This window comes from Streptomyces sp. NPDC001709, from assembly GCF_053596375.1.
In genome coordinates this window covers 123,359-141,711 of record NZ_JBSFGB010000008.1, presented here as the reverse complement: position 1 = coordinate 141,711, position 18,353 = coordinate 123,359, and the positions used below count along the sequence as shown (strand labels likewise).

At 72.4% G+C, this 18,353-nt stretch carries 15 protein-coding genes; 10 read left to right on the top strand and 5 right to left on the bottom strand.

Going from position 1 to position 18,353, the window contains the following annotated elements:
* Window positions 1–119: 119 nt before the first annotated feature.
* A complete protein-coding gene (locus ACWC0C_RS14955; protein WP_450864251.1) occupies window positions 120–1,616 on the top strand; it encodes an acyl-CoA synthetase in 1,497 nt (498 codons plus the stop codon).
* 85 nt (window positions 1,617–1,701) lie between these two features.
* On the opposite strand, the gene ACWC0C_RS14950 is transcribed toward ACWC0C_RS14955, so the two are convergent.
* Together ACWC0C_RS14950 and ACWC0C_RS14945 are read right to left on the bottom strand one after the other, a co-directional pair.
* Complete coding sequence (locus tag ACWC0C_RS14950) at window positions 1,702–2,034, bottom strand: ArsR/SmtB family transcription factor (protein ID WP_450864249.1); 333 nt, start codon at window positions 2,032–2,034, stop codon at window positions 1,702–1,704.
* Between the two features lie 55 nt (window positions 2,035–2,089).
* The gene (locus ACWC0C_RS14945; RefSeq protein WP_449197113.1) at window positions 2,090–2,653 is read right to left on the bottom strand and encodes a CGNR zinc finger domain-containing protein; all 564 of its coding nucleotides are present in this window, start codon (window positions 2,651–2,653) and stop codon (window positions 2,090–2,092) included.
* 77 nt (window positions 2,654–2,730) lie between these two features.
* Between ACWC0C_RS14945 and ACWC0C_RS14940 the strand changes: the two genes are divergently transcribed.
* The gene (locus ACWC0C_RS14940) at window positions 2,731–3,963 is read left to right on the top strand and encodes an MFS transporter (RefSeq protein WP_450864247.1); all 1,233 of its coding nucleotides are present in this window, start codon (window positions 2,731–2,733) and stop codon (window positions 3,961–3,963) included.
* A gap of 105 nt (window positions 3,964–4,068) precedes the next feature.
* On the opposite strand, the gene paaK is transcribed toward ACWC0C_RS14940, so the two are convergent.
* On the bottom strand, window positions 4,069–5,373 hold the full coding sequence (gene paaK, locus ACWC0C_RS14935) for a phenylacetate--CoA ligase PaaK (protein ID WP_450864245.1): 1,305 nt from the start codon (window positions 5,371–5,373) through the stop codon (window positions 4,069–4,071).
* 200 nt (window positions 5,374–5,573) lie between these two features.
* Between paaK and ACWC0C_RS14930 the strand changes: the two genes are divergently transcribed.
* On the top strand, window positions 5,574–6,440 hold the full coding sequence (locus ACWC0C_RS14930; RefSeq protein WP_450864243.1) for an alpha/beta fold hydrolase: 867 nt from the start codon (window positions 5,574–5,576) through the stop codon (window positions 6,438–6,440).
* Window positions 6,441–6,753: 313 nt separating this feature from the next.
* Here the strand turns inward: ACWC0C_RS14930 and ACWC0C_RS14925 are convergent, their stop codons facing one another.
* Together ACWC0C_RS14925 and ACWC0C_RS14920 are read right to left on the bottom strand one after the other, a co-directional pair.
* The gene (locus ACWC0C_RS14925) at window positions 6,754–8,478 is read right to left on the bottom strand and encodes a sulfatase (protein WP_450864242.1); all 1,725 of its coding nucleotides are present in this window, start codon (window positions 8,476–8,478) and stop codon (window positions 6,754–6,756) included.
* 1,044 nt (window positions 8,479–9,522) lie between these two features.
* On the bottom strand, window positions 9,523–11,139 hold the full coding sequence (locus tag ACWC0C_RS14920) for an acyl-CoA synthetase (RefSeq protein WP_450864240.1): 1,617 nt from the start codon (window positions 11,137–11,139) through the stop codon (window positions 9,523–9,525).
* A gap of 185 nt (window positions 11,140–11,324) precedes the next feature.
* Here ACWC0C_RS14920 and ACWC0C_RS14915 point away from each other — a divergent pair, with 185 nt between their 5' ends.
* The 7 genes from ACWC0C_RS14915 (at window position 11,325) to ACWC0C_RS14885 (ending at window position 18,226) form a co-directional block, all read left to right on the top strand.
* Complete coding sequence (locus ACWC0C_RS14915; RefSeq protein WP_450864238.1) at window positions 11,325–12,125, top strand: crotonase/enoyl-CoA hydratase family protein; 801 nt, start codon at window positions 11,325–11,327, stop codon at window positions 12,123–12,125.
* 115 nt (window positions 12,126–12,240) lie between these two features.
* Window positions 12,241–13,191, top strand: a complete 951-nt coding sequence (locus tag ACWC0C_RS14910) for a Zn-ribbon domain-containing OB-fold protein (RefSeq protein ID WP_450864236.1) — start codon at window positions 12,241–12,243, stop codon at window positions 13,189–13,191.
* Window positions 13,188–14,237: a thiolase domain-containing protein gene (locus tag ACWC0C_RS14905; protein WP_450864234.1), complete on the top strand. Its 1,050-nt coding sequence runs from the start codon at window positions 13,188–13,190 to the stop codon at window positions 14,235–14,237. Before ACWC0C_RS14910 ends, ACWC0C_RS14905 begins: the two co-directional genes overlap by 4 nt.
* Entirely contained in the window at window positions 14,234–15,400 is a 1,167-nt protein-coding gene (locus ACWC0C_RS14900; protein WP_450864233.1) for a thiolase domain-containing protein, read from the top strand. Before ACWC0C_RS14905 ends, ACWC0C_RS14900 begins: the two co-directional genes overlap by 4 nt.
* 82 nt (window positions 15,401–15,482) lie before the next feature.
* The gene (locus ACWC0C_RS14895) at window positions 15,483–15,725 is read left to right on the top strand and encodes a DUF397 domain-containing protein (protein ID WP_449197103.1); all 243 of its coding nucleotides are present in this window, start codon (window positions 15,483–15,485) and stop codon (window positions 15,723–15,725) included.
* Between the two features lie 148 nt (window positions 15,726–15,873).
* Entirely contained in the window at window positions 15,874–16,776 is a 903-nt protein-coding gene (locus tag ACWC0C_RS14890) for a universal stress protein (RefSeq protein ID WP_449197102.1), read from the top strand.
* Between the two features lie 208 nt (window positions 16,777–16,984).
* A complete protein-coding gene (locus ACWC0C_RS14885) occupies window positions 16,985–18,226 on the top strand; it encodes an extracellular catalytic domain type 1 short-chain-length polyhydroxyalkanoate depolymerase (protein ID WP_450864230.1) in 1,242 nt (413 codons plus the stop codon).
* The last annotated feature ends 127 nt before the right edge of the window (window positions 18,227–18,353 follow it).

Below are 18,353 nucleotides of genomic sequence, written 5' to 3'. Positions count from 1 at the left end.
AAACCTTTCTCCAAAGGGGCGCACAGGAGCACGCAGAAGCAAAAGTCGCATTCGGCGAACGCCCGTTGACGCCCCTCGGTGCTTGACCTGCCTGCGCGACGGACCGAGGATCATGAGTCATGACGCAGGGACACGGCAGCACGGTCGACGGGGTGCTGCGCCGCAGTGCCCGGCGCACCCCGGCCCGCCTCGCGGTGGAGTACGGCGAGCGCCGCTGGACGTACGAGGAACTCGACGACGCCGTCTCGCGCGCGGCCTCGGTACTGCTCGCGCGGGGCCTCGCCCCCGGCGACCGCGTCGGCGCCTACGGTCACAACTCCGACGCCTATCTGATCGGCTTCCTCGCCTGCGCCCGCGCGGGCCTGGTCCATGTGCCGGTCAACCAGAACCTCACCGGGGACGACCTGGCGTACCTCGTCGGCCAGTCCGGCAGCACTCTCGTCCTCGCCGACCCGGACCTCGCCGAGCAACTACCGGACGGTGTGCGGGTGTTGCCGCTGAGGGACAGCGAGGGCTCGCTCCTCGCCCGGCTCGCGGACGCACCGTCGTACGACGGCCCCGAGCCCCGTGCCGAGGACCTGGTGCAGCTGTTGTACACCTCCGGTACGACCGCCCTGCCCAAGGGCGCGATGATGACCCACCGGGCCCTCGTCCACGAGTACTTGAGCGCCATCACCGCCCTCGATCTGAGCGCCGGTGACCGGCCGGTGCACGCGCTGCCGCTGTACCACTCGGCGCAGATGCACGTGTTCCTGCTGCCCTACCTCGCCGTCGGTGCGACCAGCGTCATCCTGGACGCGCCCGACGGGGACCGGTTGTTGGACCTGATCGAGGCGGGCCGCGTGGACAGCCTGTTCGCGCCGCCCACGGTGTGGATCGGCCTGGCGGGCCGGCCCGACTTCGCCACGCGCGACCTCGACGGACTGCGCAAGGCCTACTACGGGGCGTCGATCATGCCCGTGCCGGTACTGGAGCGGCTGCGGGAACGCCTGCCACGGCTCGCCTTCTACAACTGCTTCGGGCAGAGCGAGATCGGCCCGCTGGCCATGGTGCTCGGCCCGGACGAGCACGAGGGCCGGCTGGACTCCTGCGGCCGGACCGTGCTGTTCGTGGACGCGCGGGTCGTGGACGACAAGGGCGAGGACGTGCCCGACGGCACGCCCGGCGAGATCGTCTACCGCTCACCGCAGTTGTGCGAGGGCTACTGGGACAAGCCCGAGGAGACCGCCGAGGCCTTCCGGGACGGCTGGTTCCACTCCGGCGACCTCGCGGTACGCGACGCCGACGGCTACTTCACCATCGTGGACCGGGTGAAGGACGTCATCAACTCCGGTGGTGTCCTGGTGGCTTCGCGCCAGGTCGAGGACGCCCTGTACACCCATGAGGCCGTCGCCGAGGCCGCCGTGATCGGGCTGCCCGACGAGCGATGGATCGAGGCCGTCACGGCGGTCGTCGTCCCGCGCGGCGAGGTGACGGAGGATCAGCTCATCGCGCACGTGAAGGAGAAGCTCGCGCCCTTCAAGGCTCCCAAACGGGTGCTGTTCGTCGCCGAGTTGCCCCGCAACGCCAGCGGGAAGATCCTCAAGCGCGAACTGCGGGACCGCTTCGGCGATTAGCGTCGCGCGAGGGCGCGGGCCCGCTCCGGGCCCGCCTCGAACGGTACGGCGTACTCGACGGCCAGGAAGGTGGTGGCGCGGGGTTCTAGAGCGTCTGGCCCAGCTCCGCGACCAGGTCGGCGATCCGCCGCTCGTTCCGCTTGTAGTGGGTCCACTTGCCCACGCGGGTGGCCCGGACCAGGCCCGCGCGCTGGAGTTCGGCCATATAGGCCGACACGGTCGACTGGGCCAGGCCCGCCTTGGCCTTGATGTGGCTCACGCACACACCGACCTCGGCCGGATCGCCGACGGCCGTCTCCATCGGGAAGTGCCGCTCGGGCTCGCGCAGCCAGCGCAGCATCTGCAGCCGGACCGGATTGGACAGCGCCCGCAGCGCGTTGACGAGGTCCGGGTCGGGGGTGGGGGCGGTGTCCGTCATGGCTTCGGAGTATAGGGCGACTACGACGTTTCGGGGTACGTCGATACGACCCTGGTCAGCCGCCGGCCCTGCGGCGCAGCGCCTCCTTCTTCGCGCGGTTGCCGCAGGTGTCCATCGAGCACCAGCGCCGGGTGCCCGGGCGTGAGGTGTCCAGGAAGAGCGCTCCGCACGCGGCTCCCGCGCAGTCGCGCACCCGGTCCAGCGCCGGGGAGGTGACCAGGTCCAGTGCGTCCCGGGCGACGAGCGCGAGCGTGGCGCGCACGGGGTCCTCGGCGGCCCAGGCCAGCTGCCCCGAGGCGGTGAGGGCGGGTACCGGCACGGGGTGTGCCGCGGCCTCGTTGACCCGGGCCCGCGTCTCCGCGTCCGGTGTCCGTCCGGCCCGGGCGGAGCCGATCAGCCGGTGGATCGCCTCGCGCAGCTCCTGTGCCGTGCACGTGAGGCCGGCCGTCGCGTGGCGGGCCTCGGCGGGGCAGGGGCCGCACTGCCGTACCCAGGCGGCCAGGGACTCGGGGTCGGGCAGCTCCTCCACGGCGTCGGCGGTGCCCCGGTGGCGCAGGGTCCGGATGAAGTCCAGGCACGGGCGGCCCGCGCCCTGGCGGAAGCGGATGGTCGTCGGCACACCCCCACTGTACGGGAGAACCGGTTTAACTGGTACCGTGCTGGAACCGCTTAAACCAGTTCTCCGAGAGGTGCCCCGTGTCCGCGTCCCGCGCGTTACCGACCCCGTCCCGCCGGGTGATCCTCGTCCTGGCGCTCGCCTGCGGAGTGAGCGTCTCGACCATCTACTTCCCGCAGGCGATCAGTTCGCTGATCGCCGCCGACCTGCGCGTCCCGGCGGGCTCCGCGGCCCTCGTCGTGACCGCGGCCCAGTTCGGCTACGCGGGTGGCATCTTCCTGCTCGTCCCGCTCGGCGACCGGCTGCCGTCCCGCCGGCTGATCGTCACCCTGCTCGCGCTGACCGCGGCGGGCCTGGTCGTGGCCGGTGCCGCACCGACGCTGCCCGTCCTCGTCGCGGCGAGCGCGGCCACCGGCGTCACCGCGGTCGTGCCGCAGATCATCATCCCGATGACCGCCGGACTCGTACCCGCCGAGCGGCGCGGCGCCGTCACCGGCACCCTGCTCAGCGGACTCATCGGCGGCATCCTGCTGGCCCGCACCTTCAGCGGTACGCTCGGCGAGTGGCTGGGCTGGCGCGCCCCCTACCTCGTCGCCGCGGCGCTCATGCTCGCCCTCGCGGTGGCGCTCGCGCGAGTGGTGCCGGACACCACACCTTCGTCCGAACAGCGGTACCCCGACCTCATATGTGCCCCGCTGCGCCTCCTGCGCGAGGAACCCGACCTGCGCCGCTCCTGCCTCTACCAGGCCACCGTCTTCGCCGGCTTCAGCGCCGCCTGGACCGCGCTCACGCTGCTGGTGACCGGGCCGGCGTACGGCATGGGCGCCCAGGCCGTGGGTGTGCTCGGGCTCGTCGGTGCCGCGAGCATGTTCTGCACCCCGTTCGCCGGCCGCGTGGCGGACCGCCGGGGGCCGGACACCGTGAGCCTGTGGTGCCTGCTGGGGGTGATCGGCTCGGCCGGGGTGCTGCTCCTCGGCGGCATCGGCGGCGCGGCCGGGCTCGTCGTCCTGGCCGGGGGCATGCTGCTCCTCGACGTCGCCGTGCAGAGTGGCCAAGTGGCCAACCAGGCCCGCAACTTCGCGCTCCGGCCGGACGCCCGTGCCCGGATCAACACCGCCTACATGACGTGCGCCTTCCTCGGCGGCAGTGTCGGGTCCTGGCTCGGGGTACGGGCGTACGGCCGGCTCGGCTGGCCGGGGGTGACGGGGCTGGTGGCCCTGTCCGCCGTGATCGCGCTGACCCGGCATCTGACCAGGCGTCGTGCGACGGTCGTTCCCACCGAGGGTGCGGTGATGCCGAGCCGGGTGCCGTGACGTACGGGCGGCGAGGCGGGGTCAGGCCGGGTCGGGTCAGCTCAGTGTGCCAAGTCGTCTCCGGCTCGCCGAGCGGGACGTACGCCCGTGGCCTTCCCCGCCGTCCTACTCGGCCGCCTTCGGCCGCAGGTCCACGATCCGGCGGATCTTGCCGACCGACCGCTCCAGCGACTCCGGCTCCACGATCTCCACGTCGACGGACACCCCGATCCCGTCCTTCACGGCCGCGACGATGGAACGGGCCGCCGCGTCCCGCGTCTCCGGGCCCGCGTCCGGGCGTGCCTCGGCCCGGACGGTCAGCCGGTCCAGCCGGCCCTCCCGGGTCAGCCGGAGCTGGAAATGGGGTGCCACGCCGGGAGTGCGGAGCACGATCTCCTCGATCTGGGTCGGGAAGAGGTTGACCCCGCGCAGGATCACCATGTCGTCACTGCGTCCGGTGATCTTCTCCATCCGCCGGAACACCCGCGCCGTGCCGGGAAGCAGCCGGGTGAGGTCCCGGGTGCGGTACCGGATGACCGGCATGGCCTCCTTGGTCAGGGAGGTGAACACCAGCTCGCCCCGCTCGCCCTCCGGCAGCACCTCACCCGTGATCGGGTCGACCACCTCCGGGTAGAAGTGGTCCTCCCAGACCGTCAGTCCGTCCTTGGTCTCCACGCACTCCTGAGCCACACCGGGGCCGATCACCTCGGACAGTCCGTAGATGTCGACGGCGTCGATCGCGAACCGCTCCTCGATCTCGTGCCGCATCTGCTGGGTCCAGGGTTCGGCGCCGAAGACGCCCACGCGCAGCGAGGTGCCGCGCGGGTCCACGCCCTGCCGCTCGAACTCGTCCAGGAGGGTGAGCATGTAGGACGGTGTCACCATGATCACGGCGGGCTGGAGATCCTGGATCAGCTGCACCTGGCGGGCCGTCATGCCGCCGGAGGCCGGGACGACCGTACAGCCCAGGCGCTCGGCACCATAGTGGGCGCCCAGACCACCGGTGAACAGCCCATAGCCGTAGGCCACATGCACGATGTCACCGGGCCGCCCGCCCGCAGCCCGGATCGATCGCGCCACCATGTCGGCCCACATGGAAAGGTCGTTGTCCGTGTAGCCGACCACCGTGGGGCGTCCGGTGGTGCCGCTGGAGGCGTGCAGCCGGCGGATCCGCTCGCGCGGTACCGCGAACATGCCGTAGGGATAGTTCTCCCTGAGATCGGCCTTGGTGGTGAAGGGGAAACGAGCCAGGTCGGCGAGGGAACGGCAGTCCTCCGGGCGGACGCCGGCCTTGTCGAAGGACTCCCGGTAGAACGGCACGTTGTCGTAGGCGTGCCGCAACGAGGTCCGCAGCCGCTCCAGCTGCAGTTCCCGCAGTTCCTCGGGCCCGAGCCGCTCGCCCGCGTCGAGCAGGTCCGTCGCATCCGCCATCGGGTCGTCTCCCTCGCCGTCCGCACATTCCGGACGACCGATCATTCGGTCGATCCGTCCGGGGTCAGTAATTCAGGCCATGGGGTGGGAGGCAAGAGGGCTGCGGTGATTTTCTACCGCCGGCCGCGCCGGGGCTACGACGGGAACCGCGGGCGGTAAAACGTTGCGCCGTTTCGAGGCGGACCGACATGATCATGGTCATGCCGACCTTCACCACGCCCGACGGCACCCGGCTCGCCTACCACCTGCGGGGTGCCGGTGAGACCCTCGCCGTCGTGCCCGGCGGCCCGATGCGTGCCTCCGGCTACCTCGGAGACCTCGGCGGGCTGGCCGCACACCGCCGGCTGGCCCTGCTGGACCTGCGGGGCACCGGGGACTCCGCGGTGCCGGCGGACCCGGCGACGTACCGCTGCGACCGCATGGTCGAGGACGTGGAGATATGGCGGGCACACATGGGTCTGGAGCACATGGATCTGCTCGCCCACTCGGCCGGCGCGGCCCTGGCCGTCCTCTACGCGGCCCGCCACCCGCAGCGGATCCGGCGGCTCCTGCTGATCACGCCCAACCCGTCCGCCCTGGGCATGCGGGCGACCCCCGAGGACCGGCTGGCCGCGGCTCGGCTGCGCACGCGGGAGCCGTGGTTCGCTGAGGCGTTCCCGGCCTTCCAAGCCTGGCTGGCGGGGGAGGCGGACTTCGACGAGGTGTTCCTGCCGTTCTTCTACGGCCGCTGGGACGACGCGGCCAGGGCACACACGGAAGCCGAACCGGAGCAGACCAACGAGGAGGCGGCGGAACGCTACTTCGCCGACGACGCCTTCACCCCGGACGCGACCCGGACCGCCCTCGCCCAGCTGACCGCGCCGGTCCTCGTCCACGCCGGGGAACTGGACGGCGGCCCGCGCCCGGACCTGGCCCGCCGTGCCGCCGAAGCCTTCCCGGAGGCCGAGGTCGCCGTCCAGCCCGGCGCCGGCCACTATCCCTGGCTGGACGACCCGGAGTGGTTCGTGCGACGCGTCCTCGCCTTCCTCGACGGGCCGTCGGGCCCCGCCCTGCCCGCGGCAAAGTAGGCGGCCCGGGGCCGGACCGCCCGGCCGGCGTGCCGACATGGACAGCGCGGCGCCGCAGACCATCGATGCGAACGGCATCAACGGCTTCACCGTGGACTGCCGGGGGTGGGTGCGGCGGACACCCGCCCGCCGTACTGCTGCACCGCCGTGGCGCGGACGTCACCGACTGGACGCCCCTCGCCGAACGGCTCGTGGCACCCCCGCGCCCGCGCCGCGTATACGACCCCGACCTGCGCGGCCTCGGACACGGCGACTGGCTCGGGGACTACCGCGGGCCGTACGGCACCTGGTCCTGGAGGACGTCTCGGCGGGTTCAGCCCGGTTGCGGACCGAACGCCTTCAGGAACCGGTCGCGGAAGCTGTCCATCGCCCAGATGGGGGCGTTCGAAGCCGGCTTCAGGCCCTCACTCCAGCCCCAGCCGGAGATCCGGTCCAGCACTCTGGGGTCGTGGGCGACGATGGTGACCGGCACGTCCTGGCGGGGGCTGTTGGCGGTGACCGTCGGCACGGGCTGGTGGTCGCCCAGGAAGACCAGGACCGTGTTCTCGTTGCCGTAGCGCCGCAGGAACCCGACCAGGCTGTTCAGCGAGTACTCGATGGAGGAGCGGTACTCGGCGCGCACGCTCTCCGGGTTGCTCCACACCTCCTTCTCGGACTTGCCCGCCCGCCGGATCTGCTGGAAGACCGAGCCGTCGCCCAGTTTCGCCCAGTCGGTCATGCGGGGCACGGGCGCCCAGGGATAGTGGCTGGAGGTGAGGATGATCTCCGCCATGAGCGGGCCCCGGCCCGGCTTCCCGAACTCCCGCCGCTGGAACGTCTCCAGAGTGAACTGGTCCGGCACCTGCGACCAGCCGAAGTCGGGGCCGTGGTAGTCGAGGTGATGGCCGTCGTAGACGTGGTCCAGGCCGAAGAACCGGCCCTCCGGCCAGGCCACCAGCACCCCCGGCACCACGCCGACCGTGCGCCAGGCACCGGTCCTGCGGAAGGAGCCGGTGAGCGTCGTCCGGTCGCTGGAGGTGAGGGAGTGGAACCGCTGCTGGTTGCTGATCCACAGGCCGGACAGGAAGGTCGAGTGGGCCAGCCAGCTGCCGCCACCGGTCACCGGCGAGCGCAGCCAGCCGCTGCGCGCCCGGAACCCGGCGGCCTTGAGGGTGTCATCGCTGTGCTTGAGGACCGCGTCGATGCGCGGGGCCATCCCCGGGTCCTCGATCGCCGAACGGCCGTAACTCTCGACGAACGTGAACAGCACGTCCTTGCCGCGCAGGCCGGTCAGCAGCCGGTCCGACGGCGTGTGGGCGAAGGCGTCGCGGGCGGCCTGGCGCCGGAAGAGACGGGCGTCCGCGAGCGAGACGCGGACCTGCTTGGCGCGGTCGCCGAGGAGGTCGGCGTCGAGCGTCGCGGCGACGGGGCCGCCGCCCGTCTGCAGGCCGAGCACGACACAGGTGATCCAGGCGGTGCTCAGCACCAGGACGACGCGGACCGCCCGGGCGCGATGGCGGGCCATCAGGACGGTCAGCCGGGCCGTCGCGCCCGCGGTCAGGACCAGGAGGGCGACCGCGAGGAGCAGGGCACCGGCGATGGCGACCAGCTCGCCGCCGCGGCCGGAGGTCTCCCGCAGATAGTCCGCCGCGTTGCCCAGCAGGCCCCAGTCCAGCACCGGGTCGAAGGGGCGGTACAGCACCGAATAGAAGCCGATGTCCACGCATTTGAGGAGCGTGACCAGCCCGATCAGCACGCCGACGGCCACCGCCCCGGCCCGCCTCGCCCGGGGCGGCAGCACGAGCAGCACGGCGGCGAGCAGGATGCCCTCGGCCGGCAGACGTACGAACGCCTTCGGGGTGAGACGGTCGGGCTCGTCGGGCAACAGCAGGGCGACGAGGAGGAGACCGACGGCGAGGACGGTCACGCCCACGGCCACACCCCGCGCGACAGGGGCCCGCCTGCCGGGCGGGCAGACCTTGGCGGCCACTTCCCGCGCGAAACGGGCCACCTCGCCGAGCACACCGGCCCTGGCGCCCGGCCCCCGCCCGCGACGCACCCACCCTCCGGCCCGGCGGGCCGCAGCGGTTGCCTCCACTTCCCGCGCCGCGGTATCGCCGCCTTCCCCCGGCCTGACGGAACTCCCCACATCGGCGGCCCCGGCGCCCCCCTCGCCGCTTGCCGGCCCGGCGACCTCCCCGCCGCTTGCCGCCCCGGCGGGCTCGCTGCCTTCCCCCGGCCTGGCGAGACTCCCCGCTGCGGCCAGTGCGGTGGGCTCCTCACCTTCCGCCGATCTGGGGGGATCTCCGTCTCTTGTCTGTCGGGTGGGATTCCCGACTCCGGTGGGCTCTTCGCCTCCCGCCGGCCCAGCGGGACCTGTGCTTGCTGTCTCTTGGGTGGGGCTCCCCGCTCCGGCCGGTGCGGTAGGCTCTTCGCCTCCTGCCGGCCCAGCGGGACCTGCGCTTACTGTCCGTCGGATGAGGCTCCCCGCTGCGGCCAGTGTGGCGGGCTCCTCACCTCCCGCCGACCCGGGGGGATCTCCGCCTCTCGTCCGTCGGGTGGGATTCCCCGCTCCGGCCGGGGGTGCGGCGGGCTCTGCGCCTCCCGTCGGCCCAGCGGGACCTCCGCCTCCGGCCGACCGTGTGCGTTCCCCGCCTCCCGTCTGCCCGGCGGGATCCCCCACTCCGGCCGGCTCAGCGGGCCCCCCGCCTCCGGCCGACCGTGTGCCTTCCCCGCCTCCCGTCTGCCCGGCGGGACCCCCCACTCCGGCCGGCCCAACGGGACCCCCGCCCCCGGTCACCCCAGTGGGCGCCCCGTCCCCGGTCAACCCCGTGGGTCTCCCGCCCCCCGCCGGCCCGGTGGGCCCCACTGTTCCCATTCCCATCAGCCCGGTGTCCGTCTCGGCTGCTCCGTCCGGCAGGTGATCAGGCGTGCGGTGAGACACCCGGAGATCCTTCCGTGCGTGGCCCGGCGCCGGTGTGGGAGGCCCCGGACCGGCACCATGTCCGACCGATAGTCACCTAAAGTAGTGGACCGGCGTCGATCGTGCGCACAGAGTAGTCCTATGGGGTGGTGAGGACGGCGGGGGCGCCCCGGGCGGGTGCTACCGCCGGTCGGCCGTCACCGCCACGTCCCGGGCCCACCGGTAGTCCGCCTTGCCGCTCGGGGACCGCCGGATCGCGTCCGTGATCACCAGCTGGCGGGGGATCTTGTAGCCGGCCAGCCGGGTGCGGCAGTGGCTCTGGATGTCGGCCAGCGAGGGGTGCTCCGCTCCCTCGCGCAGCTGCACCACCGCCGCCACATGGTTGCCCCAGGTGGTGTCCGGGACCCCGGCGACCAGCGCGTCGTACACATCCGGATGTGCCTTGAGCGCCTGCTCGACCTCCTCCGGATAGACCTTCTCGCCCCCGGTGTTGATGCACTGCGAGCCCCGGCCGAGCACGGTGACCACGCCGTGCTCGTCGACCGTCGCCATGTCGCCGAGCAGGACCCAGCGCTGTCCGTCCTTCTCGAAGAACGTCTCGGCGGTTTTCCGCGGGTCGTTGTAGTAGCCGAGCGGGACGTGGCCGCACTGGGCGACCCGGCCGATCTCACCCACGGCGACCTGTTCGTGCGTCGCCGGATCCACCACGCGTGTACGGGAGTTGACCCTGAGGCGGAAACCGCGCTCGGGGCCCGAGTCCTCCGTCGCCGTACCGTTGAAGCCGGACTCGGAGGAGCCGAAGTTGTTCAGCAGCATGGCGTTCGGCACCAGCTCCCGGAACTGCAGGCGCACCGTCTCGGACATGATCGCGCCTGACGAGGACACGCTGAACAGGGCCGAACAGTCGGTGCCCTTGAGCGGCCCGCTGAGCGCGTCGATCAGCGGCCGCAGCATCGCGTCGCCGACCAGCGACATGCTGGTGACCTTCTCCTTCTCGACGGTCCGCAGCACTTCCTCCGGCACGAACTTGCGGTGCAGGACGACGCGTTGGCCGAAGTTGAAGCCGATGAACGCGGTGAGCGTGGAGGTGCCGTGCATCAGCGGGGGAGTGGGGAAGAAGGTGATGCCGGAGCCCCCGGCGGCGACCCGCTCCGCCAGCTCCTGCGGCGTCTTCACCGGCTCCCCGGTCGGCGCGCCGCCGCCCAGCCCCGCGAAGAACAGATCCTCCTGACGCCACATCACACCCTTGGGCATACCGGTCGTGCCACCGGTGTAGATGATGAACTGGTCGTCCCCGGAACGGTCCGGGAAGCCCCGTCCGGGCGAACCGGACGCCTCCGCGTCGGCGAACGGCACCGCCCCGGGCACCCCGGCCGCCTCCGGGCCCACCCGCAGCAGATGCCGCAGCTTCGGCGCCCGGGGCAACGCCGCCGCGACCCGGTCCCCGAACTCGGCGTCGAAGACCAGCGCGACCAGGTCGGCGTCCCGGTAGAGATACACCAACTCCTCTTCTACATAGCGGTAGTTGACGTTCACCGGGACGATCCGCGCCTTCAGGCAGGCCAGCACCGTCTGCAGGTACTCGACGCCGTTGTACAGGTGGAGGCCCAGGTGTTCGCCGGGGCGTATCCCGCTGTCGATGAGGTGATGGGCGATGCGGTTGGCGGCCGCGTCCAGTTCCGCGTAGATCAGGCGGCGTTCCGCGCCGGTGCCGGGATGGTCGACGTACACGAGCGCCTCGCGGTCCGGGACCACGTCGACGACCGACTCGAACAGGTCGGCAAGGTTGTACTCCACCGCTCCTCCTGACCCCGATCGTGCCCGTATGCGTCCGCTAGCCGGTCATCAGAGCAAAGGGCGCCGCAACTGTGAAGGCCCCGCGTCAAGAAATCTGACTGTCTGTCAGAAAACCCTTGAAGCTCCCTTGAAGTGCCTCGCCGCCTACTGCAACCTGTTCTCGTTCTCACCGAGGGGAGAAGCCCATGGGCGGGACGGAACACCTCACCGTGCGGCGCGAGGGCGCCACACTCGTGCTCACGCTCAACCGACCCGACGCCAGGAACGCGCTCTCGCTTCCGATGCTCGTCGGACTGTACGACGGCTGGCTGGAGGCCGACGCGGACGACGAGATCCGCTCGATCGTGCTCACCGGGGGCGGCGGCTCCTTCTGCGCCGGAATGGACCTGAAGGCGCTGGCCGGGAACGGCATGCAGGGGGAGCAGTACCGCCACCGGCTCAAGGCCGACCCTGACCTGCACTGGAAGGCGATGCTGCGCCACCATCGCCCCCGCAAACCGGTGATCGCCGCCGTCGAGGGGCAGTGCGTGGCGGGCGGCACCGAGATCCTCCAGGGCACCGACATCCGGGTCGCGGGCGAGTCCGCGACCTTCGGCCTGTTCGAGGTCAGGCGGGGGCTGTTCCCGATCGGCGGCTCCACCGTCCGGCTGCAACGCCAGATCCCGCGCACCCACGCCCTGGAGATGCTGCTCACCGGACGCCCGTACAGCGCCAGGGAGGCCGCGGACATCGGCCTGATCGGCCATGTCGTCCCCGACGGCAGCGCGCTCGGCAAGGCCCTCGAGATCGCCGAGCGGATCAACGCCTGCGGCCCGCTCGCCGTCGAGGCCGTCAAGGCGTCGGTGTACGAGACCGCCGAGCTGACGGAGGCCGACGGTCTCGCGGCCGAACTCGCGCGCGGCTGGCCGGTCTTCGACACCGCCGACGCCAAGGAAGGCGCCCGCGCCTTCGCGGAGAAGCGGCCCCCCGTCTACAAGCGCGCGTAGCGCTGTGCTGGCTCAGGCCGGTTGGGACACTGCGGGCCGTGCGTGGCTGGTCGCGCAGTTCCCCGCGCCCCTTCGGGGCGCGACCTCGCCGGCCTCCCTAAGGAGGCAAGTCCCGATGCCCGAAGTCCTCGAAGCCCCCCTCGTCGTCGAATTCCCCTTCACCCGCTCCCTCGGCCCCGTCCAGAGCGCCTTCCTCACCGGCCTGCGCGAACGCGTCGTCCTCGGCGTGAAGACCGGCGACGGACGCACCCTCGTCCCGCCCGTCGAGTACGACCCCGTCACCGCCGAGGAGATCCGCGACCTGGTGGAGGTCGCCCCCACGGGCACGGTCACCACATGGGCGTGGAACCACGAGCCGCGCCGCGGCCAGCCGCTCGGCGTCCCGTTCGCCTGGGTCCTGGTCCGGCTCGACGGCGCCGACACCGCGCTGCTGCACGCCCTCGACGCCCCCGGCCCCGACGCCGTCCGCACCGGTATGCGCGTCCGCATCCGCTGGGCGGAGGAGCGCACCGGCGCCATCACCGACATCGCCTGCTTCGAGCCGTACGACGGAGAGCCCGCCGAAGTAGCCGGACACTCGGGCGAGTTCGAGAACCCGCTCACCGGGATCGTCGCCCCGGCCCGCCTCGACTACACCTACTCACCCGGCCGCGCCCAGTCCGCCTACATCAACGCCCTCTCCACACAGCGGACCGTCGGCGAGCGCTGCCCCTCCTGCCGCAAGGTGTACGTCCCGCCGAGGGGTGCGTGCCCCACATGTGGCGTGGCCACAGAGGAACAGGTCGAAGTAGGTCCCCGCGGCACAGTCACCACCTTCTGCATCGTCAACATCAAGGCCGCGCATACGGCGAACCTCGACATCGAGGTGCCCTACGTCTACGCGCACATCGCCCTCGACGGCGCCGACCTCGCCCTGCACGCCCGGATCGGCGGCATCCCCTACGACCAAGTGCGCATGGGCCTGCGCGTGGAGCCCGTGTGGACCGAGGGCGCCCGCTACCCCGACCACTACCGGCCCACCGGCGAGCCCGACGCCGACTACGACACCTACAAGGAGCTGCTGTGACCCGGGAGATCGCGGTCGTCGCCTTCGCCCAGACCGACCACCGGCGCTCCACCGAGGAGTCCTCCGAGGTCGAGATGCTCATGCCGGTCCTGCACGAGGTGCTGGCGCAGACCGGCCTCAGGACCGCCGACATCGGCTTCACCTGCTCCGGCTCCAGCGACTACCTCGCCGGCCGCGCCTTCTCCTTCACCCTCGCCCTCGACGGCGTCGGCGCCTGGCCGCCCATCTCCGAGTCGCACGTCGAGATGGACGGCGCGTGGGCGTTGTACGAGGCCTGGACCAAGCTGCTCACCGGCGACGCCGACACCGCGCTCGTCTACTCCTACGGCAAGTGCTCGCCCGGCTCGGTCCGGGACGTGCTCACCCGCCAGCTCGACCCGTACTACGTCGCCCCCCTGTGGCCCGACTCCATAGCGCTGGCCGCCCTCCAGGCGCAGGCCCTCGTAGACGCCGGCCACACCGACGAGCCCGCGCTGGCGGCCGTCGGCGCCCGCAGCCGGGCGGACGCGGAAGCCAACCCGCACGCCCAGCTCAAGGGTCCGGTGCCGCACGGCGACTACGTCGTACGGCCGCTGCGCACCGGCGACTGCCCGCCCGTCGGCGACGGCGCCGCCGCCGTGCTCCTCGCGGCCGGGGAGCGGGCCCGGGAGCTGTGCGCGCGACCCGCCTGGATCCGCGGCATCGACCACCGCATCGAGGCACACGGTCTCGGCGTCCGCGACCTCACCGACTCGCCGTCCACCCGGCTCGCCGCCGAGCGGGCCGGTGCCTTCGAACGGCCCGTCGACACCGCCGAGTTGCATGCGCCGTTCACCGCCCAGGAGGTGATCCTGCGCAGGGCGCTCCGGCTCGGCGACGACGTACGCGTCAACCCCTCCGGCGGGGCGCTGGCCGCGAACCCCGTCATGGCCGCCGGGCTCGTCCGCATCGGCGAGGCCGCCGCTCGTATCCACCGCGGCGAGTCCGACCGCGCCCTCGCCCACGCCACCTCCGGCCCCTGCCTGCAGCAGAACCTGGTCGCCGTACTCGAAGGGGATCCACGATGAGCAAGGAGCCCGTGGCCGTCGTAGGGATCGGCCAGACCAAGCACGTGGCCGCCCGCCGGGACGTCTCGATCGCCGGGCTCGTCCGCGAGGCCGCCCAACGGGCCCTGGAGGACGCCGAGCTGACCTGGGCCGACATCGACGCCGTCGTCATCGGCAAGGCGCCCGACTTCTTTGAGGGCGTGATGATGCCCGAGCTGTACCTGGCCGACGCCCTCGGTGCCATGGGCAAGCCCATGCTGCGGGTGCACACCGCCGGCTCCGTCGGCGGCTCCACCGCGCTCGTGGCCGCGAACCTGGTCGCCGCCCGCGTCCACGGCACGGTCCTCACCCTCGCCTTCGAGAAGCAGTCCGAGTCCAACGCCATGTGGGGCCTGTCCCTGCCCATCCCCTTCCAGCAGCCCCTCCTCGCCGGCGCCGGCGGCTTCTTCGCACCCCACGTGCGCGCGTACATGCGGCGCAGCGGCGCCCCCGACAGCATCGGCTCCCTCGTCGCCTACAAGGACCGGCGCAACGCCCTGAAGAACCCCTACGCCCACCTCCACGAACACGACATCACCCTGGAGAAGGTGATGGCGTCACCCATGTTGTGGGACCCCATCCGCTACTCCGAGACCTGCCCGTCCTCCGACGGCGCCTGCGCCATGATCCTGACCGACCGTGCCGGGGCCGCCCGCGCGCCTCGCCCGCCCGCCTGGATGCTCGGCGGCGCCATGCGCAGCGAGCCGACCCTGTTCGCGGGCAAGGACTTCGTCTCCCCGCAGGCCGGCAAGGACTGCGCCGCCGACGTCTACCGGCAGGCCGGCATCGCCGACCCGCGCCGGGACATCGACGCCGTCGAGATGTACGTGCCGTTCTCCTGGTACGAGCCCATGTGGCTGGAGAACCTGGGCTTCGCGGACGAAGGCGAGGGATGGAAGCTCACCGAGGCCGGGGTGACCGAACTCGACGGCGACCTGCCCGTCAACATGTCGGGCGGCGTGCTGTCCACCAACCCCATCGGCGCCTCCGGCATGATCCGCTTCGCCGAGGCCGCCCTCCAGGTGCGCGGCCAGGCCGGGGAACACCAGGTGGACGGCGCCCGCAGGGTGCTCGGGCACGCCTACGGCGGCGGGTCGCAGTTCTTCTCCATGTGGCTCGTCGGAGCGCTGCCGCCGCAGCGCTGAAAGTCCTCCCCACGTGGCCTGTTGAGCATCGTGAGCGGTCGCTAGGCTGAGCCGCGGACGACGAATCGGGAGGAGCACGGACGTGGCCGAGAGCACGACCCAGCAGCAGCCGCTCGCGGACTGGGACAAGCCGGAACTGGACCTCAGCAAGGCCGAGTGGCAGTCCAGCAGCCGAGGACTGGGCGATGTCCAGATCGCCTTCATCGAGGGCTTCATCGCGATGCGCAACAGCGGCCGTCCGGAGAGCCCATCCCTGATCTTCACCCCGGCCGAATGGGGCGCCTTCGTCTCCGGAGCCCGGGAAGGGGAGTTCGACCTCACCTGAGCCCCCCACCGCGCGGACACCGGCAGCCGAACCGGGGGGTGTTCCGCGCGGATTTCCGGACACGCGACCGGCAGGACCCCGCCGGGACCGGCGCCTGCGTCAGGCTGGCCCCAGCACGGGGAAGGTCATGTTCCGGAAGGTGAGGACGATGAGCACTGCGCCGGTCATCGCCGCGGTCGACGGTTCGGACGACAGCCTGCGCGCGCTGGAGTGGGCCTTCGACGCAGCCCGCCGCCGCGCCGCACCGCTGCGGGTGGTGCACGTACGGCAGTACGCCGCCTGGGGCCAGGCCGACGTGCTGGTCGCCGGGCCGCCCGATGCGCAGGGCGACCCGGTCCTGGACGACGTGCACATCCGGCTCGCGGGCCGCGGCGCGGAACCCGCCGTCGAGTACGTCGCCCTGGAAGGCGTGCCCGGCGCCGTCCTGCCCGAACTCGGCGCGGACGCCCAGCTGTTGGTCCTCGGCTCCCGGGGCCGCGGCGGCTTCGCCAGCCTGCTGCTCGGCTCCAACGGCCTCGCCGCCGCCCGGGACGCCGACTGCCCGGTGGTCGTCGTACCCCGGCCCGGCCGGCAGGTCCACGGGGACGGGCCCGCCGAGCCCGGCCCCCGGGTGGTCGTCGGCCTGCACGCCGACAGCCCCGACGAGGCGAGTCTCGCCTTCGCCTTCGCCGAGGCCGCCCTGCGTGGCGCCCGCGTGCAGGTCATCGCGGCCTACCCGTGGCCGGTACAGGCCTGGTCCGCCCCCGGCGAGCTGATGCCGCCCCGGATCGGCCAGGACGCCGTCGAGAACGAGACCCGCACGCTCGCCGAGGGCTTCCTCGCCCCGCACCGCGCACGGCACCCCGAGGTCCGCGCCGACACCGAGGCGCTGCCCGGCGACGCGGCCGGCCACCTCGTCGCCGCCTCCGAGGACGCCGAGCTGGTCGTCGTCGGACGGCACCGCCGGCGCCTGCTCGCACCGGCCCGCATGATGGGCTCGGTCACCCAGGCCGTCCTGCTGCACGCGGCGAGCCCGATCGCGGTGGTGCCGCCGGTACCACGGGAGAAGTGAGCCGGGGCAGGGCCGGGGCCGGCACGTAGCAGACCGCACGGCGCCCCGCAATCGGTCTGCGGCCGGGCGACCCGGACATCGCTGTGGTGGCCCGCGCCATGGTGGCGGCCCACACCCGTACGTACGGTTCCGCCACGCCCGGCGCCACGTGTGCCGTACCTCCTCGCGCACGAGCGGCCGGGACTAGTGTCCGCCGAAGGAGCCGCCCATGCCTGTGTCCCCGTTCGGGAAAGCGCCCGGAGCACCTTGCCGTGCCCGCTTCCTGCCGCGTCTTCTTGCCGTGGTCGCCGTTGTCCTCGGCACCGCGCTCGCCGGCCCCGTGCCCGCCGCCCAAGCGTCCGTGACGCTCACCAAGGTGAGCGACTTCGGATCCAATCCGGGCGCCCTCACCATGTACGTGTACCGGCCCGCGAACCTGCCCGCGCACCCGCCCATCGTCGTGGCCCTGCACGGCTGCACCCAGAACGCGCAGGTCTACGCCGACAACTCCGGCCTGCCCCGGCTCGCCGACCGGGACGGCTTCGTGCTGGTGTTCGCGGAGACCAGCTCCGCCAACAACCCGAGCCAGTGCTTCAACTGGTTCCAGACCACGGACAACCGGCGCGGACAGGGCGAGGCCCTCTCCATCCGGCAGATGGTGAGCCAGGCCGTGACCGCCTACGGCGCCGACCCCCAACGGGTCTACGTCACCGGCCTGTCCGCGGGCGGCGCCATGACCGCCGTCATGCTCGCCACCTACCCCGACGTCTTCTCCGCCGGCGCGGTCGTCGCCGGCCTGCCCGACGACTGCACCAAGGACAACAGCCCCTACACCTGCATGAACCCGGGCGTCGACCTGAGCCCGGACGAGTGGGCCCGGCGGGTGCGGGACGCCGATCCGTCGTACACCGGGCCGTGGCCGCGTACGGCCATCTGGTACGGCGACCAGGACACCACGGTCGTCCCGCGCAACGCCACGGAGCTGCGCGACCAGTGGACGGCCCTGCACGGCCTCTCCCAGAGCCCGAGCCGCACCACCACCATCGGCCCCGACGCCACCCGGCAGGACCAGTACCTGGCCGCCGACGGCACGGTCGCCGTCGAGGTCGACCGGGTCCCCGGCATCGGGCACGGCACCCCGGTGGACCCGGGCACCGACACCGACCAGTGCGGCAGCACCGGCGCGCCCTACTTCCCGGCCTCGATCTGCTCCAGCTACTGGATCGCCCGGTTCTTCGGCCTGGACACCTCTGACCCGGGCGGCGGCACCGGAGGCGGTGGCGGCGACGCCGCCTGCTGGACGGCGAGCAACTACGCCCAGGTGCAGGCCGGACGGGCCACCACCAGCGGCGGCTCCACCTACGCCAAGGGATCCCAGCAGAACATGGGCCTGTACAACACGTTCGTCACCCACACCTTGAAGGAGTCACCCACGGGTTACTACACCATCGCCGACAACGGCTGCCCCTGACACAAGGTCAGCCACGGTCGGTCATGGTGGCCGACGACGGTGCCGGGGCCGCCTTCATGGCGGCCCCACACATGTCCGGCGCGCCCGCTCCGCCCCTAGCCTCCAGCGCGTCCACCCACAGCCGGAG

Bases quoted from the DNA above. Each gene is read 5' to 3' on its own strand.
- ACWC0C_RS14910 (WP_450864236.1), top strand. From the start codon at position 12,241: ATGCCCGAAGTCCTCGAAGCCCCCCTCGTCGTCGAATTCCCCTTCACC.
- ACWC0C_RS14885 (WP_450864230.1), top strand. From the start codon at position 16,985: ATGCCTGTGTCCCCGTTCGGGAAAGCGCCCGGAGCACCTTGCCGTGCC.
- ACWC0C_RS14930 (WP_450864243.1), top strand. From the start codon at position 5,574: ATGCCGACCTTCACCACGCCCGACGGCACCCGGCTCGCCTACCACCTG.
- ACWC0C_RS14890 (WP_449197102.1), top strand. From the start codon at position 15,874: ATGAGCACTGCGCCGGTCATCGCCGCGGTCGACGGTTCGGACGACAGC.
- ACWC0C_RS14955 (WP_450864251.1), top strand. From the start codon at position 120: ATGACGCAGGGACACGGCAGCACGGTCGACGGGGTGCTGCGCCGCAGT.
- ACWC0C_RS14950 (WP_450864249.1), bottom strand. From the start codon at position 2,034: ATGACGGACACCGCCCCCACCCCCGACCCGGACCTCGTCAACGCGCTG.
- ACWC0C_RS14900 (WP_450864233.1), top strand. From the start codon at position 14,234: ATGAGCAAGGAGCCCGTGGCCGTCGTAGGGATCGGCCAGACCAAGCAC.
- ACWC0C_RS14915 (WP_450864238.1), top strand. From the start codon at position 11,325: ATGGGCGGGACGGAACACCTCACCGTGCGGCGCGAGGGCGCCACACTC.
- paaK (WP_450864245.1), bottom strand. From the start codon at position 5,373: ATGGCGGATGCGACGGACCTGCTCGACGCGGGCGAGCGGCTCGGGCCC.